Origin of the sequence: Pseudomonas sp. RGM 3321 (genome assembly GCF_022836805.1) — a bacterium.
In the GTDB taxonomy this organism is placed as follows: domain Bacteria; phylum Pseudomonadota; class Gammaproteobacteria; order Pseudomonadales; family Pseudomonadaceae; genus Aquipseudomonas.
This window is the reverse complement of record NZ_JALHBH010000106.1, coordinates 14,054-39,829: the sequence shown is the minus strand read 5'-3', so window position 1 is coordinate 39,829 and position 25,776 is coordinate 14,054. Positions and strand designations below refer to the sequence as shown.

Here is a 25,776-nt window from a genome sequence, read left to right as displayed (position 1 = left end):
TCTCTCATGAGCGAAAACATCATTGGTGTGCCGCAGCGTCGTATTGACGGCGGCAAGAAAGTCAGTGGTCAGGCGCGCTATGCCGCTGACCACCCGATGGGCAAGATGCTGTATGCCTACGGCGTCTACAGCACGATTGCCAACGGGCGCGTGGTTGCAGTGAAGGATCAGCAGGCCAAGGCGATGCCTGGCGTGGTCGACATCTTCCATCATGGCAATTTTCCTGCTTTGCACCGTACCCCGAACACCAAGCTGAGCTTTGCCAAAATGCTCTCGGCGAGCAAGGCGGACGAGCATCGCCTGCCGTTCGAAGATGACCGTATCTATTACCCCGGCCAGTTTGTGGCGCTGGTGGTTGCCGAGAGCTTCGAGCAGGCGAGGGCGGCAGCCTACCGCGTAACGGTCGAGTATGACGAGCGCCCGGCGGTCAAGGACCTTGAAGAAGGCATGCGTGTCAACGGTGCCCGTGATGGAGGTGCTGGGCACAACCGGGGTAAGCCGGACAGCGCGTTTGACAGTGCAAAAGTCAAAGTCGATCAGACTTACACCACGCCGGTTGAAGTGCATAACCCGATGGAGATGCACGCCAGCACAGCGTGGTGGCAGGACGGCAAGCTGTTTGTCTACGAGAGCACTCAGGGCGTGGTCAACCACCGTAACCTGCTGGCCAACGTTTTCGACCTTTCGCCTGATCGCGTTGAAGTGCGCGCACCGTTCATAGGCTCGGGCTTTGGCGGCAAGCTGTGGCCGTGGCCGCATTCGGTCGCGGCGTGCGCAGCAGCCAAAGTCACCGGGCGCCCTGTGCAGCTGGTGTTGCCGCGTGCGCAGATGTTCACCACCGTGGGCCATCGTCCGGAGACCCGCCAGCGCTTGCGTCTGGCCACCGATACCAGCGGCAAGCTGGTGTCGATCCGTCACGAGTCGTTCAACAACACCTCGATGCTGGATGACTACACCGAAAACTGCGGTGGCGTGACCAAAAGTCTGTATGCCTGCGACAACGTGCTGGTCAGCCACAAGATCAGCTCTATCAACCGGGGTACGCCAACCTCAATGCGCGCGCCGGGTGCGGCACCGGGCCTGTTTGCGCTGGAGTCGGCCATTGATGAGATGGCGCTGGCCAGTGGCATGGACCCGCTGGCATTTCGCAAGCTGAACCTGGCCGACAAGGATCAGAGCGTCGGCTTGCCGTGGTCCAGCAATCACCTGCCGGAAGCCATCGACAAAGCCGCCGAGCGATTCGGCTGGCACGCGCGCAAGGCCGATATCGGCTCAATGCGTGAAGGTGATGAGATCATTGGTTACGGCATGGGCGCCTGCAACTGGGAAGCCTATCAGGTGCCCACCGATGCGCGGGTCGTTCTGCGTTCTGACGGTACCGCGCTGGCCCAGTGTGGCTTGCAGGACATCGGCACCGGCACATACACCATCGTGGCGCAGACCGTCAGCCAGTTGACCGGCATTCCCGTTGAGCGTGTTGAAGTGGAGCTGGGCAGTTCGTCATTCCCGGCCGGCCCCGTTTCCGGTGGTTCATGGGTGACCGCCAGCGTAATGCCGGCGATTGCCGGGGCCACGCGTGAAGCGTTGCAGAAGCTGCGTCAGTACGCTGTGAGCAAGGATGCGGTGTTCGCCGGGCAGGACGCCGAGTCGATCAAGGTCGAAAACGGGCAACTGGTGATCGGCGAACAGCGCGCCAGCTTTGTCGATGTGCTGAAGGGGCAGCGCCTGTCGCGCGCTGAGGGTGATTTTCAAAGTGGCATGCCTGAGGCGGGCAAGTATTCCTTCCGCTCGTTCGGTGTGCATTTTGTCGAAGTGCGCTGGGATCCTGGCATTTCCAGCCTGCGCGTGTCTCGGGTAGTCAGCGCCATCGACGTGGGCAAGGTCATCAACCCGCTGGCAGCGCGCAATCAGGTGGAGGGCGCAATCGTGATGGGCATCGGCATGGCGTTGTTCGAAGCCGGTGAATATGACCCGCGCAGTGGTATGCCGGTCAATAACAACTATGCCGAGTACGTAGTGCCGGTGCATGCGGATCAGCCGGATATCGACGTCTTGCTGCTCGATTATCCGGACTACAACCTGGGTGAGTTTGGGGCGCGGGGCATCGGCGAGATCGGTGTGACCGGGCTGGCGGCTGCCGTGGCCAATGCGGTGTATCACGCGACCGGCAAACGGGTGCGCAGCCTGCCGATCAGCAAGGAAAAACTGATGGCAGGGTTGTAGCAATGAAACAGCTTGATTTGCAGGTGGTACAACAGGCTCGTGACTGGCTGGCTGGCGGCAAAGCAGTCTGGCTGTGCACGGTTCTCTCCACGTTCGGCTCGGCCCCGCGCGGGCCCGGGGCGATGCTGGTGGCGCTGAGCAGCGGTGAGCACCGCGGTTCCCTGTCTGGTGGCTGCGTGGAGGAGGACTTTCTCGAACGGGTCGCCGCTGGGCAGTTTCAGCCGGTCAATCAGATAGTTCGCTACGGCGACGGCGGTTTTGCGCCAACGCGGGCCTTGCCGTGCGGTGGTGTGCTGGATGTGTTGATCGAGTTCATCGCACCGAGCCCGCAAGCGGATGCACATTTGGGGGCTATCGAGCAGGCGCTCGCTGGACGTGAGCTGGTCAGCAGGCAGGTGCAGTTGGGCAGTGGTCAGAGAGAAATCGGGCCTGCAACAATGGGCGAGGCGCGGGTGCAGGTGGACGGCGAACGCATCAGCATTCGTATGGGGGCGGTGTATCGCGTACTGCTCGCCGGGCTATCGCCGGTGGCAGAGTTCTGCGCCAGTTTTGCCGTCGCGATGGGCTATGAAGTCATCGTCTGTGACCCGCGTATCGAGGTCACCTCAGGGTTTTCGATGCCGGGTGTCGAGGTGCGCGGTGTATTACCTGCGGTGTTCATTGCCGAAGGTGGCTGTCACAGTTCGACGGCGGTACTGGCGTTGACCCATGATCCGAAGCTGGACGATCTGAGCATGCTCGAAGCCGTACGCACCCAGGCGTTCTACATAGGTGCGATGGGTTCTATGCGCACCAGCAGCAAACGTCTGGAGCGTCTGGGTCGGATCGGCGGGCTGGATGCCCAGGTCTTGGACCGCATCCACGCGCCTATTGGCCTGAACCTGGGCAGCAAGACGCCTTCCGAAATCGCTATTGCGGTGATGGCTGACATCCTGCGTGTGGCCAACGGTGTCAGTCGTGCCGAGGTTTAAGGTGTTGCGCACAGGCTTGCGCCAGCGCTGACGGTGTGTCGGCGTCGCGCAGAATGCCAGGGTCATCGCAATTCAGTACGTCACACGCCTCAGGGTTGTTCATGATCAGGGCCTTAGCGCCCTGATCGCCTTCCAGCGTCAGCAGTGCCGGCCAGAACTGCCGACCAATGATCACCGGATGGCCGCGCTGGCCGCCATGCATTGGCAAGGTAATGCGCTGAGGATTGGCCAGTGCGGCCAGGTCACGCAGGGTCTGCGGCGTTATCCAGGGCATGTCTGCAAGCAGAATGGCGACGGCTTCGGCAGCGGAGTCCATTACGGCGGCAATGCCGCTGGCGAGACTGTGGCCCATGCCCAGGTCGGCATGTTCGCTGCGGATGATTGTTACGTGTGCGGGAATACCCAGTGCTTCAGCGTCATCGTCGGTACGCAGTACCAGCCCCACGTTGCTGAATTCTTTTCCAGCGTTTTCAAGACTTGCGGTCAGCAAGGTACGTCCACAGGGCAATGCAGCCTGTCGTTTATCGCCACCAAAACGCCTGCTTCGGCCTGCCGCCAGTACCAGGGCGAACACTTTGGGGTTCTGGCTGTCTATGCTGCTCAATCCGATGCCTTATGAGTCGTGAGAGGGGGCGCGTGCAGCCACACCATGCAGTACGGCTGGCGTACGCAGAATGCCTTATTTCGCTGCTCTGCCGGTAGCGGTACGAATCATGTTTTCGAGGGTTTCAAGTGGACAATCACATTCGTCCTGTCGAGCTGGAAAAAGCCTACCGTCTGCTCAATCACGGCCCGACGGTGCTGGTGTCCTCCACTCATGAAGGCACTCACAACGTCATGTCTGCAGCATGGGCCTGCGCGCTGGATTTCTCGCCGCCCAAGGTGACACTGGTGATCGACAAGATGACCAAAACCCGCGGGCTGGTGGAGAAGAGCGGTTATTTTGCGTTGCAGGTGCCCAATCTGGATCAATTGCAGATGACCTTCGACGTCGGCACCCAGAGCAAGGTCTTCACCCCGGACAAGCTTGATAAAGCCAATGTCGACCTGTTTCTGATTGAAGATCATGTCACGCCGCTGGTTGTCGGTTGCTCTGCCTGGCTGGTCTGCAAGGTCATCCCGGAGCCGCACAATCAACAGACCTACGACCTGTTCATTGGCGAGGTCATCGGCGCCTGGGCTGACACCCGTGTGTTCAATGACGGGCACTGGGAATTTGAAAAGGCCGACCCGAAATGGCGCAGCCTTCATTACGTGGCGGGCGGGCATTTCTATACGATTGGTGAGCCTGCGGTGGTGGAAACGGGCGACGAATGATCACTCTGCGCTGTTGCGAAGACCGGACGCAGAGCGCTCATCGTCACTCCAGACTTGAAAAGCCCAAAAAACAGGGCTGACACCCCCGATAATGCTCGTTCCCACGCTCCGCGTGGTAATGCATTTCGTGACGCTCTGCGTCATATTGCAGCCATGGTGCATCATTCAATCCTGCCTGAGAAACAGGCGGGACCAAAGCCTGATACTCATTTGCGCCCGATACTGAGCCAGGCTGCAGATCTGTGACGCGGAGCGTCACCCAATGCATGCCAACGCGGAGCATTGGCACGATGGTGTTTTCCAGACGCCCATCGTTCCTCACGCTCCAGCATGGCCAAGCGGGCACTCTCCCAACCCTCAGTGACGATCCCGCCATACGGTCTGTGCATTGCAGAACTCGCGTACACCGAAGTGCGAGAGTTCACGGCCAAAGCCGCTTTTCTTCACGCCGCCAAACGTCACGCGTGGGTCTGAAGCGCTGTAGCCGTTGATGAACACACCGCCGGTTTCCAGTTCTTCGGTCATGCGCTCTGCCAACTGCAGATTACGTGTGTAGACCGTCGCGGTCAGGCCGAATTCGCTGTCATTGGCCAGCTCCAGAGCGTGCTGCGCGTCGCGGGCGGTAATGATCGATGCTACCGGGCCGAACAGCTCCTGTCTGAAAGAAGTCATCTGGTCGGTCACGTCGCCCAGTACGGTCGGCTCGTAGTAGTTGCCTTGGCCATCAGCCTTCTTGCCGCCCAGCAACAGCGTTGCGCCTTCGGCAAGAGTGTCCTGAACCTGAGCATCCAGTTCATCGCGCAGATCAAAGCGTGCCATCGGACCAATGTAGGTCTCGCCGGACAACGGATCGCCGATCACCAACTGGCGAGTCTGCTCAACGAATCTGCGCGTGAATTCCTCGACCACACCTTGCTCAATGATCAAACGCTTGGCCGCCGCACAGACCTGCCCGGTGTTCTGGAAACGACCGATGACAGCCGCTTTCACAGCCTGATCGAGGTCCGCGTCATTGAGCACGATGAACGGGTCGGAACCGCCCAGCTCCAGCACGCACTTCTTGAGCGCCGCACCGGCCTGAGCACCAATGGCCTGGCCCGCGCGAACACTGCCGGTCAGCGTGACGGCTGCAATGCGCGGATCGGCAATGGCCTTCGAGACGCCCTCGGCGGTGACGTTGATGACTTCAAACACGCCCTCCGGGAAACCGGCACGCTTGAAAGCTCTCAGCATCAGATAAGCGCAACCCATAACGTTGGGCGCGTGCTTGAGTACGTAGGTATTACCCGCCAGCAGGGTCGGAATTGCGCCGCGCAATACTTGCCAGATCGGGAAATTCCACGGCATCACCGCGAGAACAGGGCCCAGCGGGCGGTATTCAATGCGAGCTTTGTCATGCTCGACCTGAGTCGCTTCGGCCACCAGCATTGCCGGGCCTTGCGCTGCATACCAATCGCATAACTGCGCGCATTTCTCGACTTCGCCTCTGGCCTGCGCCACGGGCTTGCCCATTTCCCGGCTGATCATCTGTGCAATGTTTTCGGCGTCGTCGCGCAGGGCCTGGCCCATAGCGATGATCAGTTGCGCACGTTGCTGGACCGGTGTGCGCTTCCAGCCCGCAAAGCCGGCAGCCGCACGCGACAGGCTGCGATCCAGCGTGGCGGCGGATTCGAAGGCATAGTGGCCGATCTGTTCGCCTGAGGCGGGGTTGATCGAGATTGCGTGGGTGTTGCTGGTGACAGTAGTCATTGCGCCATCCTGTTGAGGTGGGAAGTGGAACCAGAATATAGGCGTGCAATGCTTTCCAAAACTGAATAATAATTAGCGTATCTTTCATGATTGGAGAATGAAATGGATCTGGTTCAGCTGGAGATGTTCAAGGCGGTGGCTGAACACGGCAGCATCAGCGCCGCTGCGCAGCATATTCATCGCGTGCCCTCGAACCTGACGACGCGTATCAAACAGCTGGAGCAGGATCTGGGCGTAGACCTGTTCATTCGCGAAAAACACCGTTTGCGAATGTCGCCTGCCGGCTGGAATTTTCTCGATTACACGCGGCGCATACTGGATCTGGTACAGGAAGCGCGGCTGGCGGTTTCCGGCGAAGAACCACAAGGGCCTTTTTCACTGGGCTCGCTGGAAAGCACGGCGGCCGTGAGGATTCCTGCGCTGCTGGCGGTCTACAACCAGCAAAATGCCAAGGTCGAACTGGACCTGTCCACCGGGCCGTCCGGCACCATGATCGACGGTGTGCTTGCCGGGCGCCTGGTTGCTGCGTTTGTCGACGGGCCGGTGCTGCATCCATCACTCGAGGGTGTGCCGGTATTCGAAGAGGAAATGGTCATCATCGCGCCACTCAACCACGCGCCGGTCAAGCGCGGGCGGGATGTGAGCGGTGAAAGCATCTACGCGTTTCGTGCCAACTGTTCGTACCGGCACCACTTCGAACGCTGGTTTACCGAGGACGCTGCAGTGCCGGGCAAGATCCACGAAATGGAGTCTTACCACGGCATGCTGGCCTGCGTCAGCGCCGGTGCCGGGTTGGCGCTGATGCCACGCAGCATGCTGGAGAGCATGCCCGGTTGTGCCACGGTCAGTGTCTGGCGGTTGTCCGAAAAGTTTCGCTACCTGCACACTTGGCTGATCTGGCGTCGAGGCACTGTATCGCGCAGCCTGACTCGCTTCGTGGAGTTACTGGAAGAACAGGCCAGACCGCCGCAAGCCGGATGAGGTAACGTCGGCAGTTACTGCGCGGCAGATACCCGTCCGGCAATCGCTGCACCCACTTCCTGGGTCGAATGCTTGCCGCCCAGGTCCGGTGTGACGTCGCCACTGGCAATCACTTGCTCGATAGCGGTGATGATCTCGTCATGAGCCGCTGTGAAGCGTTCATCGCCCTGGCCGAGGAATTCCAGCATCAGTGCGCCGGACCAGATCATCGCAATCGGGTTGGCGATGTTCTTGCCGAAGATATCGGGCGCCGAGCCGTGCACCGGTTCGAACAGCGAGGGGAAATTACGCTCCGGGTTGAGGTTGGCCGACGGCGCAATGCCGATGGTGCCAGCGCACGCCGGGCCGAGGTCGCTGAGGATGTCACCGAACAGGTTGGATGCCACCACCACGTCGAAGCGCTCGGGTTGCAGCACGAAGCGCGCGCACAGAATATCGATGTGCTGCTTGTCCCAACTGATGTCCGGGTACTGACTGGCCATCGCCTCGGTGCGCTTGTCCCAATAGGGCATGCTTATCGCCATGCCGTTGGATTTGGTCGCGGAAGTCACGTGCTTGCGCTCGCGTTTGCTGGCCATCTCGAAAGCGAACCTGAGAATACGGTCGACACCACGACGGGTGAACACAGATTCCTGCAACACGAACTCGTTTTCGGTGTTTTCAAACATGATCCCGCCCAGCGATGAGTATTCGCCTTCGGTATTTTCCCGCACTACGATGAAATCAATGTCGCCCGGTTCGCGATTGGCAAGCGGGCAGGGCACGCCGGGAAACAGCCGCACCGGACGGATGTTGGCGTACTGGTCGAACTCGCGGCGAAACTTGAGCAGTGAGCCCCAGAGGGAGATGTGGTCTGGCACTTTTTCCGGCCAGCCCACAGCACCGAAAAAGATCGAATCGAAGCCTTTGAGCTGTTCAAACCAGTCGTCCGGCATCATCTTGCCGTGCTCCAGGTAGTAATCGCAGCTGGCCCATTCAAAATATTCGAATTCCAGTTCCAGACCGTGTTTCGCGGCGGCAGCCTGAACCACGCGTACGCCTTCGGGCATTACTTCAAGGCCGATGCCGTCACCGGCGATGGCAGCAATACGCAGTTTCTTTTTGTTCATGTCGGGCACTCTTGTCGGGCGGTTCGTCAGGGATGAGTCACACAGGTCATCCATGCTATAAGCACACGATATAAAGATAATCAGTGGATTAATGGATTTAGAAAACACGAATCATGAATTATCCAAACCTTGATGACCTGAACGTGTTCATCCACGTTGCTCGACGCTCAAGCTTCGTGGGTGCCGCCAATGAGCTGGGCATGTCCGCTGCGTATGTCAGCAAGCGGGTCAAACTGCTGGAGCAGAATATGGGCGTGGTGCTGTTGCACCGCTCAACGCGGCAAGTGTCGATTACCGAAGACGGCGAGCGGGTCTATGAGTGGGCCAAGGGCATTCTGGAGTCGGTGCAGCAGATGGGCGACGAAGTTGCTGCGCTGCACGGCGAGCCCAGTGGCTTGCTGCGAGTGGTCAGCAGCCAGGGCTTCGGTCGCCGTTTCGTAGCGCCTGCCTTGTCAGAGCTGGCTGCGCTTTATCCGAAGCTGGATATACGTCTGGACATTCAGGACCGGCTGGTCGACCTGATCGAGGAGGGCGTCGACCTGGACATCCGCGTCGGCAACGAAATTGCCCCGCATCTGCGTGCAAGACACCTGGCCAGCAACTGGCGCGTGTTGTGCGCGAGCCCCGCTTACCTGAAACATCATGGGGTGCCATTGAGTCTCGGTGAGCTGGCCAACCACGATTGCCTGGTCATCAAGGAGCGCGACCGGCCGTTCGGCATCTGGCATCTCAACGGGCCGCAAGGCGCTGAAACCGTCAAGGTGACCGGCAGCCTTTCCAGCAACCACGGCGAAATCGCCCGCCAGTGGTGCCTGGACGGGCGCGGCGTGTTGCTGCGTTCGCTTTGGGATGTACGTACTGATCTGGCCGAAGGCCGGTTGATTCAGGTGCTGCCGGATTATCGTCAGGATGCAGACATCTGGGCGGTGCATACCTCGCCGCTGATGAGTTCGGCCAAGGTCCGCGTCACGGTGGAGTTTCTGCGTGACTACCTCGCCTTGCATCCGTCACCGGCGAACCACTGATCCGTGCAGACCGGCGTCAGTGCGCCCCTGCTGCCTTGTTAAGGTCGCTGTCCGTCCATTCAGTGTAGATACACGCGTCGGCAGCGGCCCAGCGTACCCGCACCGGGTCGCCAGCCCGGAGCAGCATGCCGGTCGCTGAAAGCGCTTTGACAGTCATGGCAGTGCCGCCTGTGGTGACCACCGAACAGGTCTGGCTCTCGCCGAGAAAAAGCACCTCAGTGACTTTGGCACCCACTTCGTTCCAGCCTGCTTCAAGTGCTATGGCAGCGGCCTGTTCAACGCTCAGCGCCTGGGCTTTCTCCGGGCGAACCATCAGCAGAACGTCCTGATCGGTCTTCAGGCCCGGGGTCAGGCGAATCGCCAGCTCAAGGCCTTCGAACGTTGCCACGGCGTTGCCCTGTGCTTTGAGCCTGAGGAAGTTCGAGTTGCCGAGAAACGACGCAACGAAGGCATTTGGCGGGTCCTGATACAGGTCATAACCCGAGCCCAGACCGACGATTTTGCCGTGGCTGAAAATCGCGATGCGCTGGGACAGGCGCATGGCTTCTTCCTGATCATGGGTCACATAGACGATGGTGATGCCCAGCCGACGATGCAACTGACGCAGTTCGTCCTGCAGGTCTTCACGCAGCTTCTTGTCCAGTGCGCCCAGCGGCTCGTCCATCAGCAGGATGCGTGGCTCGTAGACCAGCGCTCTGGCAATGGCGACTCGTTGCTGCTGGCCACCGGACAGTTGCGAAGGGCGGCGGTGAGCAAATTCTTCCAGCTGGACGAGCTTGAGCATCGCATCGACTTTCTTCTCGCGCTCAGCCGCAGGCAACTTGCGGATCGCCAGCGGAAAAGCAATGTTGTCGCGTACCGACAGGTGCGGGAACAGCGAGTAGCGCTGAAACACCATGCCGATGTCGCGCTTGTGCGGTGGCACATTGACCAACGATTTGCCGCTGACCAGAATCTCGCCCGAGCTGGGCGTCTCGAAACCGGCGAGCATTGACAGCGTGGTGCTTTTGCCCGAGCCACTGGAGCCGAGAAAGGTCAGGAATTCGCCGTCCTGAATATCCAGGGAAATGTTGTCGACAGCGGCAAAGTCACCGTAGTGCTTGTTCAGGTTGCACAGGCTGACCAGCGTTTTCTGATCCTGATGGGCGGGGCCTTTGATCACGGCACTCATGAAGTACTCCTGGCTTCGTTGCGGCGACGCAGGGTCGCGGCGATGAACATGATCAGCACCGACAGGGCGATCAGCAGCGTTGAGGCAACAGCGATGACCGGCGTCAGGTCCTGACGCAGGGTGGTCCACATTTTTACGGGAAGGGTTTGCAGGGTCGGGCTGGCCATCATCACGCTCAGCACCACTTCATCCCACGAGACCAGAAACGCGAACAGCGCGCCAGCCATCATGCCCGGACGGATGCCGGGAAAGGTCACTTTGTAGATCGCCTGCAAGCGTGACGCGCCACAGATTACCGCGGCATCTTCAATGGACTGGTCGAACAGTTTCAGCGAGTTGATGATCGAGATGATGGTGAACGGCAAGGCGACGATCACATGGCTGACGACGAAGGAAAATAATGTGCCGGTGTAACCGAGCTTGAGAAACAGGGCGTACACGGCAACAGCGATAATCACCAGTGGCACAATCATCGGCAAGGTGAAGACGCCGTACAGAAAATCGCGCCCGGGGAAACGGCCGCGCACCAGCGCGAAAGCGGTGGGCAGGCCCAGCGCCACCGAGGCAATGGTGGTCAGAATCGCGACCTTGAAGCTGGACATGGCGGCCGCCATCCAGTCCGGGTTAGAGAAAAACTGCTGATACCATTTCAGTGTCCAGCCGGGAGGCGGAAATACCAGCCACTGTGATGAACCGAATGACAGCAGGACGATGAACAGGATCGGCAGCAACAGAAACAGCGCGATCAGGCCAGTGGTCAGGTACAGACCCGTACGCAGGCCGGGGCTCATGGCATTGGGTGTCAGGAGCATTGCGGTTTACCTCGCGTTACTGGCACCGACCGGGGATTCCGGCTGGAGCTTCAGGTAGAAGTAGAACAGCACTAGCGTAATCAGCACCAGCAACGCAGCGGCGGCACTGGCCAGCCCCCAGTTGAGGAACGACTGCACCTGCTGGACGATGAATTCGGGCAGCATCATGTTCTGCGCGCCACCCAGCAGCGCCGGGGTAACGTAGTAACCGAGCGACATGACAAACACCATCAGGCCCCCGGAAAACAGTCCCGGACGGCACAGCGGCAGGAATACCCTGAAAAAGTTGGTCCATGGGCTGGCACCGCAGATCGAACCGGCCTGCAACACCATCGGATCGATGGCCTGCATGGTCGCCTGCAACGGCAGGACAATGAACGGAATCATGATGTAGCTCATGCCGATCACCACGCCGGTCAGGTTGTGTACCATCTCCAGTGGCTGATCGATAATGCCCATCGCCATCAGCGCCTTGTTGACCACCCCGGACGCCTGTAACAGCACCAGCCATGAGTAGGTGCGCGCCAGCAGGCTGGTCCACATCGACAACAGCACAATGTTCAGAATCCAGCGTCCCCAGCCACGCGGTACCAGGGTGATGACCCAGGCCAGCGGGAAGCCCAGCAGCAGGCTGAACAAGGTCACCAGCCCGGCGACGGAAAAGGTATTGAGCAGCACCCGCGAGTAGGCCGAGTTGGCGAACAGTTGTTCGTAGTTGCCAAGCCCAGGCACCGGCTCAAGCACGCCGCGCAGCAGCAGGCCGATCAGCGGAGCGAAGAAAAACAGTCCGAGAAAGATCAGCGCCGGAAGCAGATTGCGGCTGCCACGCCAGCGCTGAGCGAGGGAAGGAGATCGCTGCATGCTCGTCGCCTTGTCGTGTGCCGCGCCGGCGGTGCGGGGAGCACCACCGGCCGGGATGGGTTGACGAGGAGCGACCGCTGTCATTTTTACTTGACCAGCCATTCGTTCCACCGTGTCGCAATGTCCGCGCCATTCTTGGCCCAGTATGCGAAGTCGAGAGTGATTTGATCGGCAACATGGGCGGTCGGCAGGTTAGGTGCCAGCGTAGAGTCCAGGCGCGCAACGCTCTGGGTATTGACCGGGGCATAGGCACTGAGGTTGGAGAAGTCTGCCTGGCCTTTGGCGCTGGTTGCATTGGCGATGAACTTCATCGCGGCATCCTTGTTTTTTGCACCTTTTGGCACGACCAGAAAATCAGCCATGACCAGGTTTTGTTTCCAGCTCACACCCACCGGTGCGCCGTCCTGTTGCAGGGCATAGACCCGGCCGTTCCACATCTGGCCCATCGACACTTCGCCAGAGGCCAGCAGTTGTTGAGACTGCGCGCCGCCGCCCCACCAGACGATGTCCTTTTTGATGGTGTCGAGTTTCTTGAAGGCGCGGTCGAGGTCCAGCGGGTAGAGCTTGTCAGGTGCTACGCCGTCGGCCAGCAGGGCGAGTTCAAGCACGCCAGGGCTTGGCCACTTATACAGCGAGCGTTTGCCGGGGTAGGTTTTGGTGTCGAACATGGCGGCCCAGTCGACGGGTGGTTTGGCGCCCACCTTGCTTTCGTTGTAGCCGAGCACGAAGGAGAAGAAGAACGAACCGGCACCGTGGTCGGTGACAAAGCGCTTGTCGATCTCGTCGCGTTTGATGGTGTTGAAGTCCAGAGGCTCCAGCAGGCCTTCGCTGGCGGCACGCAGGGCGAAGTCGGCTTCGACATCGACAACGTCCCACTGAACATTACCGCTTTCGACCATGGCCTTGAGTTTGCCGTAGTCGGTGGGACCGTCCTGCACGACCGTGATCCCGCTGGCCTTGCTGAACGGAGCTGCCCAGGCTTGTTTCTGGAAGTCCTGGGTGGAACCGCCCCAGCTGACGAAGTTAACGCTCTCGGCGGCGGTCGCGGCGACACTCGAAAGAGCCAGCACGCCGGCCGCCAGAACTGCTGCTGCACGTTTGTTCAACACCATTTTCACGCCCTCATTTGTTGTGTTTTGAGCGGGCTTTTCTTGCCCGCGTAATCGGGAGCAGTAGGTCCAATGGGCCTTGAAATCTGGTACAGGTCAGGTGCTGTTATTAATGCTGTCCCTTGCCGGGCGCGCCTGGCCCAGTCGCGTATTTATGGAATGTCATATTATGGTATTCCAAACTTTCTGCAAGCGTTTTGCCCTGTCAAAATGCCTTCATCGGGTGTTTTTACGGTAAACCCATGCGACTGCCGAGCGCAGGCCCTGGGGCGTGCCCGTGGTACTTTTGTCGGTCAGCCGGGAAACGGAATATTTTCAATCACTTCCAGATCGTAGCCGGTCAAACCTGCATATTTCAGTGGTGGGCCGAGGTGGCGCAGCTTGCCGACACCCATATCCTGCAAGATCTGAGCGCCAGTACCAACCTCGGAATAGATACGCGATTGCGAGCGGGTGTATTGGCGGGGCGGCTGGGTAAGTTGCGGAATTCGCTCCAGCAACGCTTGTGAGGATTCGTGATTGGCCAGCACCACGACCACGCCGCGACCTTCCTGCGCCACCCGTTGCAGCGCAGCCCAGAGCGTCCAGTTCGACGGGCCGGTGTATTCGGCACCCACCAGGTCGCGCAACGGGTCGACCACATGCACGCGCACCAGAGTAGCGTCGTCACGGCGGATATCACCCATCACCATGGCCATGTGTACACCACCTTCGATACGGTCTTCGTAGCTGAACAGGCGGAAGGTGCCATGCACCGTGGGCAGCTCGCGCTCGCCGATCCTGACGATGGTGTGCTCGGTGCTCATCCGGTAATGGATCAGATCGGCGATGGTGCCAATACGAATGCCGTGTTTCTCGGCGAACAGTTCCAGATCGGGTCGCCTTGCCATGCTGCCGTCGTCATTCATGACTTCGACAATGACCGACGCAGGCGTAAAGCCAGCCATCCTGGCCAGGTCGCAACCCGCCTCAGTGTGGCCGGCTCGGGTCAGAACACCGCCGTCACGCGCGCGCAACGGGAAGATATGACCCGGCTGCACCAGGTCTTCCGGTACTGCGTGCGGGTTGACGGCGGCCTGAACGGTACGCGCACGATCTGCCGCGCTGATGCCGGTGGTAACGCCCGTTGTCGCTTCGATGGACACCGTGAACGCGGTGGCGAAGACACTGCAGTTGCTCGGCACCATTTGCTCCAGGCCCAGACGCTGACAGTGTTCATCGGTCAGCGTCAGGCAAATCAGCCCGCGTGCTTCCCGGGCCATAAAGCTGATTGCCTGTGCTGAACAGCAATCGGCGGCAAGCAGCAGATCGCCTTCGTTTTCCCGGTCTTCGTCATCAACCAGCAAAACCATCTTGCCCTGGCGATAGTCTTCAATGATGTCTTCGATGCGGTCGAATGCCATGTTCAGTATCCGGTTTTATGGGCAGATGAATCGTGGTATACCATAAGACAGAATATTTCACAGATTCCCGATCATTGAAACAGTGAGATCACGATGAAGGCTTATTGGATTGCACACGTCGATGTAACCGACCCTCAGCAGTACAGTGAATACACCCAGCGTGCCCCGGCAGCGTTCGTGCTGTTTGGTGGCAAATTTCTGGCGAGGGGCGGGCGTTCCGAAGCGCTGGAAGGGCGCGCGACGCCACAACGCACGGTGATTATCGAATTCGAGTCGTACGAACAGGCTGTTGCCTGTTATCACTCGCCGCAATACCAGAACGCCATGAGCCATCGACAGGGCGCAGCCAAGGCCGAAATCGTGATAGTTGAGGGGCAGCCTTGAGCCGTAGGCAAAATCCAGGTGCGGCCCGGACTGCTTCGCCTGGAGCTGCGTTTAACGAATAAAGTGGACCTTGCCGGTGTCGTCGTTGCCGATGTAGATGCCATAAACCCCCGCCTGACGCTCTTCGATATAGCGTTCCAGTATCTGGCGGATGGCGGGGTAATAGATGCTGTCCCACGGGATGTCTTCAGGGGCGAAGAATTGGTAGTCCAGGGTTTCCGGGCCAAACTGGCCGGTGACTTCCAGGGCGATGGCACGGAACACGATGTAGACTTCGCTTATCCGCGGCACGCTGAAGATGGAGTAGGGCGAGACGATTTCGGCACGCACCCCGGTTTCTTCCCAGACCTCACGCAGCGCCGCCTGCTCGGTGGTTTCGCCGCTTTCCATGAACCCGGCAGGCAGTGTCCAGGTGCCGGGGCGCGGCGGGATGGCGCGTTGGCACAGCAGATATTTGCCTTCCTGCTCGATGATGCATCCGGCAATTATCTTCGGGTTGACGTAATGAATGTACTGGCAGCCGCCGCATATCAAACGCGTGTGGGTATCGCCTTCGGGGACGCGCTGAGCCAGGTCAGCGCATCCGCATTGAGGGCAGAAGCGCGGTGTGACCATGTCAGCGCCCTATGCGGGGTTCTTTGAGTGCCACGGGCGCGATGATTTCGCGGACTTTGGTGTCTTCGTCCTGCTTGGATTTCAAATATTCCAGTGCCACGCGTGCGGCGTTGCGCACGTGATCGACCGAGGCTTGATGCGCGGCCATCGGGTCGCCGCTCTTGATGGCCTCGACCATGAGTTCCATTTCCTTGTTGCTCGCACCGCGGCGGTTTTCCTGGGAGACCGAGGTGGCGCGTAGATAGCTGATGCGCGCCTGCAACTGACGCAGCTGTGTTGCGGCGACGTGATTACCGGAGCCTTCCAGTAGCACATCATAGAAACCCTGAACCGAATCGATCACTTGCTGCAGCTCGCCTTCCTTGAGCGCCTGGCGATTTTCCTCCAGGGCTTTTTCCAGTGCGCGAATGTCCTTGGGCTTGGCGCGCAGGGTGAACAGCTGAACAATCAGGCCCTCCAGTACGCACCGCAGCTCGTAGATATCGCACGCGTCTGCCAGGGTGATAATGGCAACGCGCGGACCTTTGGCATCGGCGAACTCGACCAGGCCTTCGGATTCCAGATGGCGCAGCGCCTCGCGCACCGAGGTGCGGCTGACGCCCAGACGGTCACACAGATCACGCTCGACCAGACGATCGCCCGGCAGCAGCTGAAAATTCATGATCGCGCTGCGCAGCTTGTCCAGCACAATCTCCCGCAGGGTGACGGGGTTGCGGTTGACCTTGAAGGTGTCATCGAGTGGCAGGCGTTTCATCGGGTGTGCTCGGAATGGGGCTGTCAAAGTAAAAACGTGACTGGAAACCGTGGCTGGAAACAAAGTCTCGCTCATGTCGGCAGCCCACGAACCACGCGGGCTGCTGCATGGCCCGGACGCATGACCCGGGTCGCGGCCGAGTTTATCACGCCGATGCCTGCAACCACCAAAACCGCCTGGCGCAGCCTCAGACGATGGCTGGCAGCGCGCCCATCTTGCCCCGGTGATAAACCATCGGTGTGACCGGGACCGCTGGCAAAATCAGATTTTTCACTGCGCCGACAATGATCGCATGATCGCCACCGTCGTATTCGCGCCAAAGCTCGCATTCAATGATAGCCGTTGCCTTGCCCAGCAGCGGGTTACCCAGCTCGCTCAAGTGCCACTCGATGCCTTTGGTCTTGTCCTTGCCCTTGCTGGCGAACGCGTAGGCTTCGACCTGCTGGTCGGCAGACAGCAAGTGAATGGCGAATTTCTTGCTGTCGCGCAGCACCGGGTAAGTGTCCGATGCGTAGTTGGGGCAGAACAGCACCAGCGCCGGGTCGATGGACAGCGCGCTGAACGCACTGGCGGTGATACCGACCAGATTGCCCTCGGTGTCCAGCGTGGTGACAATCGTGACGCCTGAAGGAAATGACGCCATGACTTCTTTGTAGATACTCGGTTCGATCATCGCAGCGGCCTCGTTAACGCATGACAAATGGATCAGGCATGGGCGCCTGCGAAAGGTTGATCCACACCGTTTTCAGTTCGGTGTAGGCCAGTACGGAGTCTATCCCGCTCTCGCGGCCGTAGCCGCTGTTTTTGAAACCACCGATAGGCGCCATGGCTGACACGGCACGATAGGTATTGACCCAGATGATACCCGAGCGAATATCCCGCGCCAGGCGATGCGCGCGGCCCAGGTCACGGGTCCAGATTCCGGCGGCGAGGCCGAACTGTGAGTCGTTGGCAATGGCCAGCGCTTCGGCTTCGTCCTTGAAACGAATCACCGAGGCCACCGGGCCGAACACTTCTTCCTGCATGATTTTCATCGAGTTGCGGTCGCATTCGAACAGCGTAGGTTCATAGAACCAGCCTTTGCTGTCCAGCTTCGGGCGCTTGCCGCCCAGACGCAGGCGTGCACCTTCGGCCAGCGCGTCCGCCACCAGACCTTCTACCACGGCCAGTTGCTGGGCCGTGGCCATCGGACCCATTTCGGTGGTTTCATCCTGCGGATTGCCGATCCGGATACGACTGGCGCGCTCGGCCAGGCGTTCGACGAATTCATCGTAGATTTCGTTCTGCACCAGCAGTCGCGAGCCGGACACACAGCTTTGCCCGGACGCTGCATAGATGCCTGCGACCGCACCATTGATGGCGCTGTCCAGATCGGCGTCGGCGAAAATGATATTCGGTGATTTTCCACCAAGTTCCAGTGACAGTTTGGCGAAATTCTCGGCGCTGCTGCGCACCACGTGGCGAGCCGTGGCCGCGCCACCGGTAAAGGCAATCTTGCGCACCAGAGGATGGCGGGTCAGGGCCGCGCCTGTGGTCGGGCCGTAACCGGTGATGACGTTGACCACACCGGGCGGGATACCCGCTTCAAGCGCCAGACGCGCCAGCTCAAGCACGGTGGCCGAGGCGTGTTCCGAAGGCTTGAGGACGATGGTATTGCCCGCCGCCAGCGCCGGGGCCAGCTTGATGGCGGTCAGGTACAGCGGGCTGTTCCACGGAATGATTCCGGCGACCACGCCCATCGGTTCATGCACGGTGTAGGCGAACAGGTCCGGCTTGTCGAGGGGCAGGGTGCCGCCCTCAAGCTTGTCAGCCAGCCCGGCGGTGTAATGAAAGAACTCCGGCAGGTAACTGACCTGACCGCGGGTTTCGCGAATCAGCTTGCCATTGTCGCGGCTTTCCAGCTGCGCCAATTGCTCTTTGTTTTCGGCGATCAGGTCGCCCAGTTTGCGCAGCAGCTTGCCGCGTGCCGTGGCAGTAAGGCCTCGCCACGCTGGGCCCTCGAAGGCTTTCTGAGCAGCCTGTACGGCCCGTTCGACATCGGCTTCGTCGGCGTCGGGCAGTTGCGCCCACGGTTCAGCCAGCGCCGGGTTGAGGCTGTCGAAAGTCTTGCCGGACAACGCATCGACCCACTGACCGTCGATGCACATCTGAAAGCGGGTAAGGCTCATGCAACTATCCCCTTGATCGAGTTGTGGGCAGTCGCCAATTTGTCGAGACCGGTTTTTTCAAAGAAGTCGAGCAACACCTGGTTGACCAGGCGCGGCGACTCAACCGGCATCATATGGCGTTGATCGGGCAGTATCGCGACTTCGGCACCGCTGATGCGCATGGCCAGTTCACGGGCCATTTCCGGCGTTGATCCAGGGTCAAGTTCGCCAGTGGCAATCAGGGTCGGTGCGCGAATATCGCCCAGATCTTCGGCTCGGTACATATCCTGGGTAGCAAACAGCTTGTAGGTAGTCAGGTAGCCTTGCGGATCGTTACTGGCCAGATTCTGCCGAATGGCCGCAATCTGTGCCGGGTTGGCCGCCTGATACTCACGGCTGAACCAGCGTGACAAAGCCTCGCCTGCGTTCGCGTCCGGCCCGTGCTCAGCGGCTTGGCTGGTGCGCGCAATGACGCCTGCTCGCTGTTCCGGGCTGCGGTTGAACACGCTGTTGAGAATCACCAGCCCGGCGAGAAGCTGTGGAAACTCCAGCGCGAACGCCCTCGCCACCAGCCCGCCCATCGAGAAACCGACGACCGTCGCCTGAGGCAGTTGCAAATGCTCCAGTAACTCACGCAGTTGCTCGGCATAGCCCGGAAGGCCAGTGTCCGGGTCCGGACGCGGGCTAGCGCCATGGCCGAGCATGTCATAGGCGATTACCTGATAATGCGTGGCCAGGCCAACGATCTGGCCGCCCCACATTTCCTTGTTCAGGCCCACCCCGTGAATCAACACCACGGGATGGCCTTGGCCGGTAGCCAGATAGCTGGTACCCGCCGGGGTGTGTTCAGCGGTGAGCTGAATCATGGATCGCTCCTGCGCGGAGGTAAAAAGGAATGGATCACAGCCTTTATGGATTACTTATATGGATTACTGAGCCTTTTCGGCAGCCAGTTCTTCCAGGTCGATATAGCGATTGCCGATCCGCGGGTGCAGGCGTCCGCCGTCGGCTGCACCAAGGACTACGATGATTTCGTCGGCACGGGGCGAATCTTCGATGTGCATCTCCAGCGTGATGTAGTGCGAGCGCAGGCCTTCATCATCCTTGTGCATCATCGGAATCTGGATGGACGTGCCTGGGCCACCGCGCTTGTTGGTAAAGCTCAGGTAGCTCTTGGCCTTGACCGCTTCGCGGTAGTGGTTGCCAAAGCGCAGGGTATGGATCACTGCCGAAGCGTGTTCGATTTCGCCGTCCGCGCCGACCACCGCGGCCTTGCCATAGGCCTCGATTTTTTCGGCGCCGCCAATCGCATCAGTGAGGCGCTTGACCATCAGTTCACCCAGATCCGAGCAGTTGGCACGAATCTCCGGTTTCAGGTCTTCGACGAATCCGCGGCCCAGCCACGGATTCTTGATCACCACCGCCAAGCCAATCATGGTGACCGGTTTGTCGGTGGCCTTGCCGCCTTCGATGAAGGTTTCTTCGGTGTAATTGACGATCTTGCGAATTTCAAAGCTCATGAACGACTCCCGGAGCGAGTGCTTTTGTATTTCGTATGATGGTATACCATAAGATTGGGCGTGCAAATGCTTATTTGCGGCTCGCACCGGTCATTGCCGGTCGGCTGATCTGGCGCAAATGCGTAGTTGCAAACAGCTCTGCGTCGATCTTGTCGGCGACCACTCGTCAGGTGTGAAGGCAATCGCTTTGAACATGACGGTTCCTCCCGTGACAGACATTCGGTGAGTCGTAAAAAGCTCAATCGAATTTTTACTTCAGGAGAGCCCCACTATGAAAGCCATCGTCTATAGCGGTCCGCGTGACGTCAGTGTCAAAAACGTACCGGATGCAAAGATAGAGAAGCCAACGGACGCTCTTATTAGAGTGACCTCCACAAATATCTGCGGCTCGGACTTGCACATGTACGAAGGTCGTACGTCGTTCGAGACCGGGCGTATCTTTGGCCATGAGAACATGGGCCAGGTCATCGAGATCGGCGCAGGCGTCGACCGCATCAAGGCGGGTGACTGGGTGTGCCTGCCGTTCAATATTGGCTGCGGTTTTTGCGAAAACTGTGAGAAAGGCCTGACGGGTTATTGCCTGACCGCCAACCCCGGCAGCGCTGGCGCGGCCTACGGGTTTGCCGACATGGGTGACCACGAAGGCGGGCAGGCCGAGTTGCTGCGCGTCCCTTATGCAGATTTCAACTGCCTGCTGTTACCCGAAGACGCTGCCGAGCGCGAAGACGATTACGTAATGCTCTCGGATATTTTCCCTACCGGCTGGCATGCCACTGAACTGGCGGGCCTGCTGCCGGGCGAAAGTGTTGCCATTTACGGTGCCGGTCCGGTTGGTCTGATGGCTGCACACTCGGCAATGATCAAGGGTGCTTCGCAAGTATTCGTGGTCGACAACCACCCGGATCGCCTGGCGCTTGCAGCGAAAATGGGCGCGACGCCGATTAATTCGCTGGAGCAGGGTGCGGTGGATCAGATTCTCAATCTGACCAATGGCAAAGGCACCGACCGCGGTTGCGAATGCGTGGGTTATCAGTGTTGCGACCGTCATGGTCATGAGGCCAATCACGTCACCATGAACAACCTCGTGGCCTCGACCAAGGCCACTGGTGGTATCGGTGTCGTGGGTGTTTTCGTGCCACAGGACCCGGGCGCGCATAACGATCTGGCGAAGGAAGGCAAAATGGCCTTCGACTTCGGCTCGTTCTGGTTCAAAGGCCAGCAGATCCGCACCGGGCAGGCCAATGTCAAGGCCTACAACCGCCGTCTGGCCGAGCTGATTCACCATGATCGTGCCAAGCCTTCGCAGATCATTTCCCATCGTCTGAAACTTGAGGAAGGTCCTGCGGCCTATCAGCATTTCGACGCGCGTGATGACGGTTGGACCAAAGTGGTTCTCAAGCCGGGTGCTTGATTGCTGTAGTGGATCAACTCCCTTGTCGTCTGTGGCGGTGCCCGGCGACAAGGGGCAGCACTGTGTTTATTCAGTCAGTTTTTATTGAGCCAGGGAGAGTTATTCAGATGAACGAAGAATACCCAAAGCCGCCGTTTGCCAGTCAGCCGCAAGAGGTTCCGGGGTTGCAGGGCAAGATGGACCCCTATCCGGATTGCGGCGAAAAAAGCTACAAGGGCTCCGGGCGTCTGCAGGGCAAGATCGCGCTGATCACCGGCGCTGACAGCGGCATCGGCCGCGCAGTCGCGATCGCCTTTGCACGTGAAGGAGCGCAGGTCGCGATCTCATACCTGAGCGAGCATGAGGACGCGGAAGAAACCAAGCGCTGGGTCGAAGAGGCGGGCCGCAAATGCCTGCTGTTGCCGGGCGATCTGGCGCAGAAGCAGCAATGCGAAGACATCGTGAGCAAGACGGTGGCTGAATTCGGCCGTATCGATGTGCTGGTCAACAACGCCGCATTCCAGATGAATCACGAAACGCTGGAAGAAATCTCCGACGAAGAGTGGGTCAAGACCTTCGATATCAACATCACGGCGATGTTTCGCATCTGCAAGGCTGCGGTTCCGCATATGCCGCGGGGTGGCTCGATCATCAATACCAGTTCGGTCAATTCGGACATGCCCAAACCGACGCTGCTAGCGTATGCGACCACCAAAGGCGCGATTGCCAACTTCACCGGTGGTCTGGCGCAGTTGCTGGGCGACAAGGGTATCCGCGTGAACAGCGTTGCTCCAGGTCCGATCTGGACGCCACTGATCCCGGCGACCATGACCGACGAAGATGTCAAAAGCTTCGGCAGCGAGACTCCGCTGGGCCGTCCAGGTCAGCCGGTGGAAGTGTCGCCGATCTACGTGCTGCTGGCCTCGGATGAAGCCAGTTACATCTCCGGGTCGCGTTATGCAGTGACGGGCGGCAAGCCGATTCTGTAAATTCATGGAACGTTTGCGCGGTTGAAACGGTGCCTTGGCGGGTGCCGTTTCTGAAGCATCGGCACGTTATTTCAGCCGCGAAGCATCGCCCGGTGAGAAGGGCGGACACACGTCCTCCCAGTTTTGAATAGGCGTTAAAGTCTGTCAGTCAGCTGAACAGGTCGACCTGTTGCAGGAAATTTCAAGGCGCTAGTGGTGTCCATGTAAGACACCCCGTGTTCAGGCAGTTGCTGATGAAGTTCTCCAGATTCTCCCAGTCCCTTTCAAAATGGGCGGGCAGCCCGGCCACCTTTGCTTCAGCCGTCGTGCTGATCTGCCTCTGGGCATTCACTGGTCCGTGGTTTCACTACAACGATACCTGGCAGTTGATCATCAATACGTCGACTACCATCATTACCTTCCTTATGGTGTTCTTGATCCAGAACACGCAGAACCGTGACAACGATGTCCTGCACCTGAAAGTCGACGAGCTGTTGCGCGTGACCAAGGATGCGCAGAACTCGTTGCTGAACCTCGACGGCCTCACGCAGAAGGACCTCAGGGCCCTGCGCAAGAAATACGAGGCCATGGGCGGCGAGCACGATATCGACGCCCCTCTACCGATGGCTGGTGCCGAGCAGCGAATCTGATCGCTCAGCCACGCCGGTTTTTCCAATTACCTATGGAGATTTTTCATGTATCCAGACGTACAGCTTTATATCGATGGCCAATGGCGCGCGAGCCGCGATGGCCGCTCCATTCCGGTCATAGACCCTGCAACCGGCCAGTCGCTGGGCAGTGTGGCGCATGCCGGTATCACCGACCTTGACGAAGCCCTGGCGGCGGCCGAGCGTGGCTTTGCCACCTGGCGCGCGACCTCGGCCTATGATCGCTACAAGCTGATGCAGAAAGCCGCGAACCTGATTCGCGAGCGTGCCGATAACATTGCCCGGCTCATGACCCAGGAGCAGGGCAAGCCCTTGGCCGAGGCGCGGATGGAAACCCTGTCTGCCGCTGATGTCATCGACTGGCTGGCTGAGGAAGGGCGTCGCAGCTATGGCCGGATCGTGCCTTCCCGCGGCGTGGCCATTGAGCAGAAGGTCATTAAGGAGCCGGTCGGTCCGGTTGCGGCGTTCACGCCGTGGAATTTTCCGATCAATCAGGTGGTGCGCAAGTTGTCGTCTGCACTGGCAGCCGGTTGCTCGATCATCGTCAAGGCTCCGGAAGAAACCCCGGCGTCGCCTGCCGAGCTGATTCGGGCGTTTGCCGATGCCGGTGTTCCGGCAGGCGTGATTGGTCTGGTCTACGGCGATCCGGCTGAAATCTCCAGCTACCTGATCCCGCATCCGGTGATTCGTAAGGTCACGTTTACCGGTTCAACACCGGTCGGCAAGCAACTGGCTGCGTTGGCCGGGAAACATATGAAGCGGGCAACCATGGAGCTGGGCGGTCATGCGCCAGCGCTGGTGTTCGATGACGCTGATATCGACCTCGCAGCTCGCGTTCTGGCGACCGCCAAGTTCCGTAACGCCGGGCAAGTCTGCGTATCGCCAACGCGGATTCTGGTTCAGCGCAAGGTACTGGACGCCTTCACCGAGAAGTTCGTGGGCCTGACGCACGAAATCAAGGTTGGCAACGGTCTGGAGGCGGGCACCACAATGGGGCCGGTAGCCAACGAGCGACGTATTCCTGCGCTGGTCGATCTGATCGAAGACGCTGTGCGTGGCGGTGCAACCTTGTCTGCCGGAGGCAAGGCTGTCGAGGGGCCGGGCTATTTCTTCGAGCCAACCGTATTGAGTGGCCTGAAACCGCAAATGCGCATCATGAACGAAGAACCTTTCGGGCCGGTTGCGCTGCTGGTGCCGTTCGACACGGTTGAAGAGGCGATTGCCGAATCCAACCGGGTGCCGTTCGGGCTGGCGTCCTACGCGTTCACGACCTCGATGAAGACCGCTCAGGCGCTGAGTACTTACATTGAGGCGGGCATGCTGTCGATCAACCATCAGGGCATCGGCTTGCCGGAAGTCCCGTTCGGCGGGATCAAGGATTCCGGTTACGGTTCCGAGGGCGGCACAGAGGCCATTGAGGCTTACCTGAACACCAAGCTGGTCACTCAGTACAACTGAGTGCGCAACGGGTAAATAAAAACGGTCGCGATGTGCAAGCATCGCGACCGTTTTTTTGTTGCACGTACCCGTCAGTCCTTGGCTTGAATACCGGTCTGTCTCATGACCAGATTCTTTTCTTTCTTGTACTGCAGGGCAACTTCAGGTGCCGGGCCGCTCTGGCCGGTTTCCATCCACTTGCGTATGCGGCTGGCGTCGGCGAAGTGGGTGTACTTGCCGAACGCATCGAGAATAACCACGGAAACCGGACGGCTGGCCATACTGGTCAGCAGCACAAGGCAGTGGCCAGCCTGATTGGTAAAGCCGGTCTTGGTCAGCTTGATATCCCAGTTGTCCTTGCGCACCAGGTGGTCGGTGTTGCTGAAACCCAGGGTGTAGGTCGGTTTGCGGAACGTCACCGTCTTTTGCTCGGTGGTGCTCAGTTCACTGAGCATCGGGTATTTGCGTGCCGCCATCACCAGCTTGGTGAGGTCACGTGCGGTCGATACGTTGTAAACCGACAGGCCGGTAGGTTCGACATAGGCGGTATGTTTCATGCCCAGTGCCTTGGCCTTGGCATTCATCGCCAGAATGAACGCGGGGTAACCGCCGGGATAGCTGTGCGCCAGGCTCGCCGCAGCGCGGTTTTCCGACGACATCAGAGTGATCAGCAACATGTCGCGGCGGTTCATTTCGCTGCCGAGTTTAACCCGGGAGAACACACCTTTCATTTCCGGGGTCTGGGAGATATTGACCGGTATGACTTCGTCCATCGATTGTTTGGCATCAAGGACTACCATCGCGGTCATCAGTTTGGTAACCGAGGCAATCGGCACAATCACGTCCGGGTTGCTGGAGTACAGGACCTTGTCGGATTGCAGGTCGATGACCATTGCGCTGCCTGAGGCGAGGTGCAGATTGGAAGGATCACGATTCAGAACAGCGGATTCGTTTGCCAGCGTGGTAGTGGAAAGCGCCGGGCCGGTAAGTACAAATAATAGGCCCAGAAGAGACAGACGAATTTTCAAGAGCAAGGCTCACTCGATAAAGAAGGTAATGGAAGGGATCGCGTCAAAACGCTGCATTTTATGAGCAGACTTTGCGGTATGTCGATGGGTGTCGCAGGGCGTTTCATGAATAAATGCAGGAAACGGGATTTCGT

General features: G+C 59.4%; 25 protein-coding genes. 10 read left to right on the top strand and 15 right to left on the bottom strand.

Annotated elements, in window-relative coordinates:
- Positions 1-6: 6 nt before the first annotated feature.
- The gene (locus RGM3321_RS11645; protein ID WP_244393167.1) at positions 7-2,223 is read left to right on the top strand and encodes a xanthine dehydrogenase family protein molybdopterin-binding subunit; all 2,217 of its coding nucleotides are present in this window, start codon (positions 7-9) and stop codon (positions 2,221-2,223) included.
- Positions 2,224-2,225: 2 nt separating this feature from the next.
- Positions 2,226-3,194 (top strand): XdhC family protein, encoded by a 969-nt coding sequence (locus RGM3321_RS11640; protein ID WP_244393166.1) that lies wholly within the window; start codon positions 2,226-2,228, stop codon positions 3,192-3,194.
- Here the strand turns inward: RGM3321_RS11640 and RGM3321_RS11635 are convergent.
- The gene (locus RGM3321_RS11635; protein WP_244393165.1) at positions 3,175-3,798 is read right to left on the bottom strand and encodes a nucleotidyltransferase family protein; all 624 of its coding nucleotides are present in this window, start codon (positions 3,796-3,798) and stop codon (positions 3,175-3,177) included. The two genes, RGM3321_RS11640 and RGM3321_RS11635, sit on opposite strands and share 20 nt — an antisense overlap.
- Positions 3,799-3,926: 128 nt before the next feature.
- Between RGM3321_RS11635 and RGM3321_RS11630 the strand changes: the two genes are divergently transcribed.
- The gene (locus RGM3321_RS11630) at positions 3,927-4,511 is read left to right on the top strand and encodes a flavin reductase family protein (RefSeq protein ID WP_244393164.1); all 585 of its coding nucleotides are present in this window, start codon (positions 3,927-3,929) and stop codon (positions 4,509-4,511) included.
- Positions 4,512-4,868: 357 nt separating this feature from the next.
- Here RGM3321_RS11630 and RGM3321_RS11625 read toward each other — a convergent pair whose 3' ends face one another.
- Complete coding sequence (locus RGM3321_RS11625) at positions 4,869-6,260, bottom strand: aldehyde dehydrogenase family protein (protein ID WP_244393163.1); 1,392 nt, start codon at positions 6,258-6,260, stop codon at positions 4,869-4,871.
- Positions 6,261-6,362: 102 nt separating this feature from the next.
- Here RGM3321_RS11625 and RGM3321_RS11620 point away from each other — a divergent pair, with 102 nt between their 5' ends.
- Complete coding sequence (locus RGM3321_RS11620) at positions 6,363-7,241, top strand: LysR family transcriptional regulator (protein WP_244393162.1); 879 nt, start codon at positions 6,363-6,365, stop codon at positions 7,239-7,241.
- A 14-nt stretch (positions 7,242-7,255) separates the two neighbouring features.
- Here RGM3321_RS11620 and RGM3321_RS11615 read toward each other — a convergent pair whose 3' ends face one another.
- A complete protein-coding gene (locus RGM3321_RS11615; protein ID WP_244393161.1) occupies positions 7,256-8,350 on the bottom strand; it encodes a tartrate dehydrogenase in 1,095 nt (364 codons plus the stop codon).
- Between the two features lie 113 nt (positions 8,351-8,463).
- Between RGM3321_RS11615 and RGM3321_RS11610 the strand changes: the two genes are divergently transcribed.
- Positions 8,464-9,375, top strand: coding sequence for a LysR substrate-binding domain-containing protein (locus RGM3321_RS11610; RefSeq protein ID WP_244393160.1), 912 nt, complete (start codon positions 8,464-8,466; stop codon positions 9,373-9,375).
- A 16-nt stretch (positions 9,376-9,391) separates the two neighbouring features.
- On the opposite strand, the gene RGM3321_RS11605 is transcribed toward RGM3321_RS11610, so the two are convergent.
- From RGM3321_RS11605 to ribBA, 5 genes are all read right to left on the bottom strand, one after another.
- Complete coding sequence (locus tag RGM3321_RS11605; RefSeq protein WP_244393159.1) at positions 9,392-10,546, bottom strand: ABC transporter ATP-binding protein; 1,155 nt, start codon at positions 10,544-10,546, stop codon at positions 9,392-9,394.
- On the bottom strand, positions 10,543-11,358 hold the full coding sequence (locus RGM3321_RS11600; RefSeq protein WP_005733390.1) for an ABC transporter permease: 816 nt from the start codon (positions 11,356-11,358) through the stop codon (positions 10,543-10,545). The genes RGM3321_RS11605 and RGM3321_RS11600 overlap by 4 nt, the downstream gene beginning before the upstream one ends.
- A 6-nt stretch (positions 11,359-11,364) precedes the next feature.
- The gene (locus tag RGM3321_RS11595; RefSeq protein ID WP_005743539.1) at positions 11,365-12,321 is read right to left on the bottom strand and encodes an ABC transporter permease; all 957 of its coding nucleotides are present in this window, start codon (positions 12,319-12,321) and stop codon (positions 11,365-11,367) included.
- Positions 12,306-13,331, bottom strand: a complete 1,026-nt coding sequence (locus RGM3321_RS11590) for an ABC transporter substrate-binding protein (protein WP_244393158.1) — start codon at positions 13,329-13,331, stop codon at positions 12,306-12,308. The genes RGM3321_RS11595 and RGM3321_RS11590 overlap by 16 nt, the downstream gene beginning before the upstream one ends.
- 290 nt (positions 13,332-13,621) lie before the next feature.
- Positions 13,622-14,731, bottom strand: a complete 1,110-nt coding sequence (gene ribBA, locus RGM3321_RS11585) for a bifunctional 3,4-dihydroxy-2-butanone-4-phosphate synthase/GTP cyclohydrolase II (RefSeq protein ID WP_244393157.1) — start codon at positions 14,729-14,731, stop codon at positions 13,622-13,624.
- 93 nt (positions 14,732-14,824) lie between these two features.
- Between ribBA and RGM3321_RS11580 the strand changes: the two genes are divergently transcribed.
- Positions 14,825-15,115, top strand: a complete 291-nt coding sequence (locus RGM3321_RS11580) for a DUF1330 domain-containing protein (protein WP_058401436.1) — start codon at positions 14,825-14,827, stop codon at positions 15,113-15,115.
- 51 nt (positions 15,116-15,166) lie between these two features.
- Here RGM3321_RS11580 and RGM3321_RS11575 read toward each other — a convergent pair whose 3' ends face one another.
- The 6 genes from RGM3321_RS11575 to RGM3321_RS11550 form a co-directional block, all read right to left on the bottom strand.
- Positions 15,167-15,730: an NUDIX hydrolase gene (locus tag RGM3321_RS11575; protein ID WP_044319295.1), complete on the bottom strand. Its 564-nt coding sequence runs from the start codon at positions 15,728-15,730 to the stop codon at positions 15,167-15,169.
- Between the two features lies 1 nt (position 15,731).
- Positions 15,732-16,484: a GntR family transcriptional regulator gene (locus tag RGM3321_RS11570; RefSeq protein ID WP_002553605.1), complete on the bottom strand. Its 753-nt coding sequence runs from the start codon at positions 16,482-16,484 to the stop codon at positions 15,732-15,734.
- 187 nt (positions 16,485-16,671) lie between these two features.
- Positions 16,672-17,157 carry a flavin reductase family protein gene (locus RGM3321_RS11565; RefSeq protein WP_244393156.1) on the bottom strand — a complete coding sequence of 162 codons (486 nt, stop codon included), beginning with the start codon at positions 17,155-17,157 and terminating at the stop codon, positions 16,672-16,674.
- 13 nt (positions 17,158-17,170) lie between these two features.
- On the bottom strand, positions 17,171-18,652 hold the full coding sequence (locus tag RGM3321_RS11560; RefSeq protein ID WP_244393155.1) for an aldehyde dehydrogenase: 1,482 nt from the start codon (positions 18,650-18,652) through the stop codon (positions 17,171-17,173).
- The gene (locus RGM3321_RS11555) at positions 18,649-19,497 is read right to left on the bottom strand and encodes an alpha/beta fold hydrolase (protein WP_117139924.1); all 849 of its coding nucleotides are present in this window, start codon (positions 19,495-19,497) and stop codon (positions 18,649-18,651) included. The genes RGM3321_RS11560 and RGM3321_RS11555 overlap by 4 nt, the downstream gene beginning before the upstream one ends.
- A 63-nt stretch (positions 19,498-19,560) precedes the next feature.
- Complete coding sequence (locus RGM3321_RS11550) at positions 19,561-20,151, bottom strand: amino acid synthesis family protein (protein ID WP_244393154.1); 591 nt, start codon at positions 20,149-20,151, stop codon at positions 19,561-19,563.
- Between the two features lie 271 nt (positions 20,152-20,422).
- Here RGM3321_RS11550 and RGM3321_RS11545 point away from each other — a divergent pair, with 271 nt between their 5' ends.
- From RGM3321_RS11545 to RGM3321_RS11530, 4 genes are all read left to right on the top strand, one after another.
- The gene (locus RGM3321_RS11545; protein WP_244393153.1) at positions 20,423-21,562 is read left to right on the top strand and encodes a glutathione-independent formaldehyde dehydrogenase; all 1,140 of its coding nucleotides are present in this window, start codon (positions 20,423-20,425) and stop codon (positions 21,560-21,562) included.
- A gap of 107 nt (positions 21,563-21,669) precedes the next feature.
- A complete protein-coding gene (locus RGM3321_RS11540; RefSeq protein ID WP_244393152.1) occupies positions 21,670-22,530 on the top strand; it encodes an SDR family oxidoreductase in 861 nt (286 codons plus the stop codon).
- 233 nt (positions 22,531-22,763) lie between these two features.
- A complete protein-coding gene (locus RGM3321_RS11535; RefSeq protein WP_016982075.1) occupies positions 22,764-23,159 on the top strand; it encodes a low affinity iron permease family protein in 396 nt (131 codons plus the stop codon).
- Between the two features lie 45 nt (positions 23,160-23,204).
- Entirely contained in the window at positions 23,205-24,635 is a 1,431-nt protein-coding gene (locus tag RGM3321_RS11530; protein ID WP_244393151.1) for an NAD-dependent succinate-semialdehyde dehydrogenase, read from the top strand.
- Between the two features lie 71 nt (positions 24,636-24,706).
- Here the strand turns inward: RGM3321_RS11530 and pbpG are convergent, their stop codons facing one another.
- The gene (gene pbpG, locus RGM3321_RS11525) at positions 24,707-25,648 is read right to left on the bottom strand and encodes a D-alanyl-D-alanine endopeptidase (protein ID WP_244393150.1); all 942 of its coding nucleotides are present in this window, start codon (positions 25,646-25,648) and stop codon (positions 24,707-24,709) included.
- Positions 25,649-25,776: the final 128 nt, after the last annotated feature.

Coding starts and splice junctions, on each gene's coding strand:
- RGM3321_RS11565 (WP_244393156.1), bottom strand. CDS start 17,157: ATGATCGAACCGAGTATCTACAAAGAAGTCATGGCGTCATTTCCTTCA.
- ribBA (WP_244393157.1), bottom strand. CDS start 14,731: ATGGCATTCGACCGCATCGAAGACATCATTGAAGACTATCGCCAGGGC.
- RGM3321_RS11610 (WP_244393160.1), top strand. CDS start 8,464: ATGAATTATCCAAACCTTGATGACCTGAACGTGTTCATCCACGTTGCT.
- RGM3321_RS11600 (WP_005733390.1), bottom strand. CDS start 11,358: ATGCTCCTGACACCCAATGCCATGAGCCCCGGCCTGCGTACGGGTCTG.
- RGM3321_RS11575 (WP_044319295.1), bottom strand. CDS start 15,730: ATGGTCACACCGCGCTTCTGCCCTCAATGCGGATGCGCTGACCTGGCT.
- RGM3321_RS11570 (WP_002553605.1), bottom strand. CDS start 16,484: ATGAAACGCCTGCCACTCGATGACACCTTCAAGGTCAACCGCAACCCC.
- RGM3321_RS11620 (WP_244393162.1), top strand. CDS start 6,363: ATGGATCTGGTTCAGCTGGAGATGTTCAAGGCGGTGGCTGAACACGGC.
- RGM3321_RS11615 (WP_244393161.1), bottom strand. CDS start 8,350: ATGAACAAAAAGAAACTGCGTATTGCTGCCATCGCCGGTGACGGCATC.
- RGM3321_RS11560 (WP_244393155.1), bottom strand. CDS start 18,652: ATGAGCCTTACCCGCTTTCAGATGTGCATCGACGGTCAGTGGGTCGAT.
- RGM3321_RS11545 (WP_244393153.1), top strand. CDS start 20,423: ATGAAAGCCATCGTCTATAGCGGTCCGCGTGACGTCAGTGTCAAAAAC.
- RGM3321_RS11540 (WP_244393152.1), top strand. CDS start 21,670: ATGAACGAAGAATACCCAAAGCCGCCGTTTGCCAGTCAGCCGCAAGAG.
- RGM3321_RS11530 (WP_244393151.1), top strand. CDS start 23,205: ATGTATCCAGACGTACAGCTTTATATCGATGGCCAATGGCGCGCGAGC.
- RGM3321_RS11550 (WP_244393154.1), bottom strand. CDS start 20,151: ATGAGCTTTGAAATTCGCAAGATCGTCAATTACACCGAAGAAACCTTC.
- RGM3321_RS11625 (WP_244393163.1), bottom strand. CDS start 6,260: ATGACTACTGTCACCAGCAACACCCACGCAATCTCGATCAACCCCGCC.
- RGM3321_RS11535 (WP_016982075.1), top strand. CDS start 22,764: ATGAAGTTCTCCAGATTCTCCCAGTCCCTTTCAAAATGGGCGGGCAGC.
- RGM3321_RS11645 (WP_244393167.1), top strand. CDS start 7: ATGAGCGAAAACATCATTGGTGTGCCGCAGCGTCGTATTGACGGCGGC.
- RGM3321_RS11595 (WP_005743539.1), bottom strand. CDS start 12,321: ATGGCTGGTCAAGTAAAAATGACAGCGGTCGCTCCTCGTCAACCCATC.
- RGM3321_RS11640 (WP_244393166.1), top strand. CDS start 2,226: ATGAAACAGCTTGATTTGCAGGTGGTACAACAGGCTCGTGACTGGCTG.
- RGM3321_RS11605 (WP_244393159.1), bottom strand. CDS start 10,546: ATGAGTGCCGTGATCAAAGGCCCCGCCCATCAGGATCAGAAAACGCTG.
- RGM3321_RS11555 (WP_117139924.1), bottom strand. CDS start 19,497: ATGATTCAGCTCACCGCTGAACACACCCCGGCGGGTACCAGCTATCTG.
- RGM3321_RS11580 (WP_058401436.1), top strand. CDS start 14,825: ATGAAGGCTTATTGGATTGCACACGTCGATGTAACCGACCCTCAGCAG.
- RGM3321_RS11590 (WP_244393158.1), bottom strand. CDS start 13,331: ATGGTGTTGAACAAACGTGCAGCAGCAGTTCTGGCGGCCGGCGTGCTG.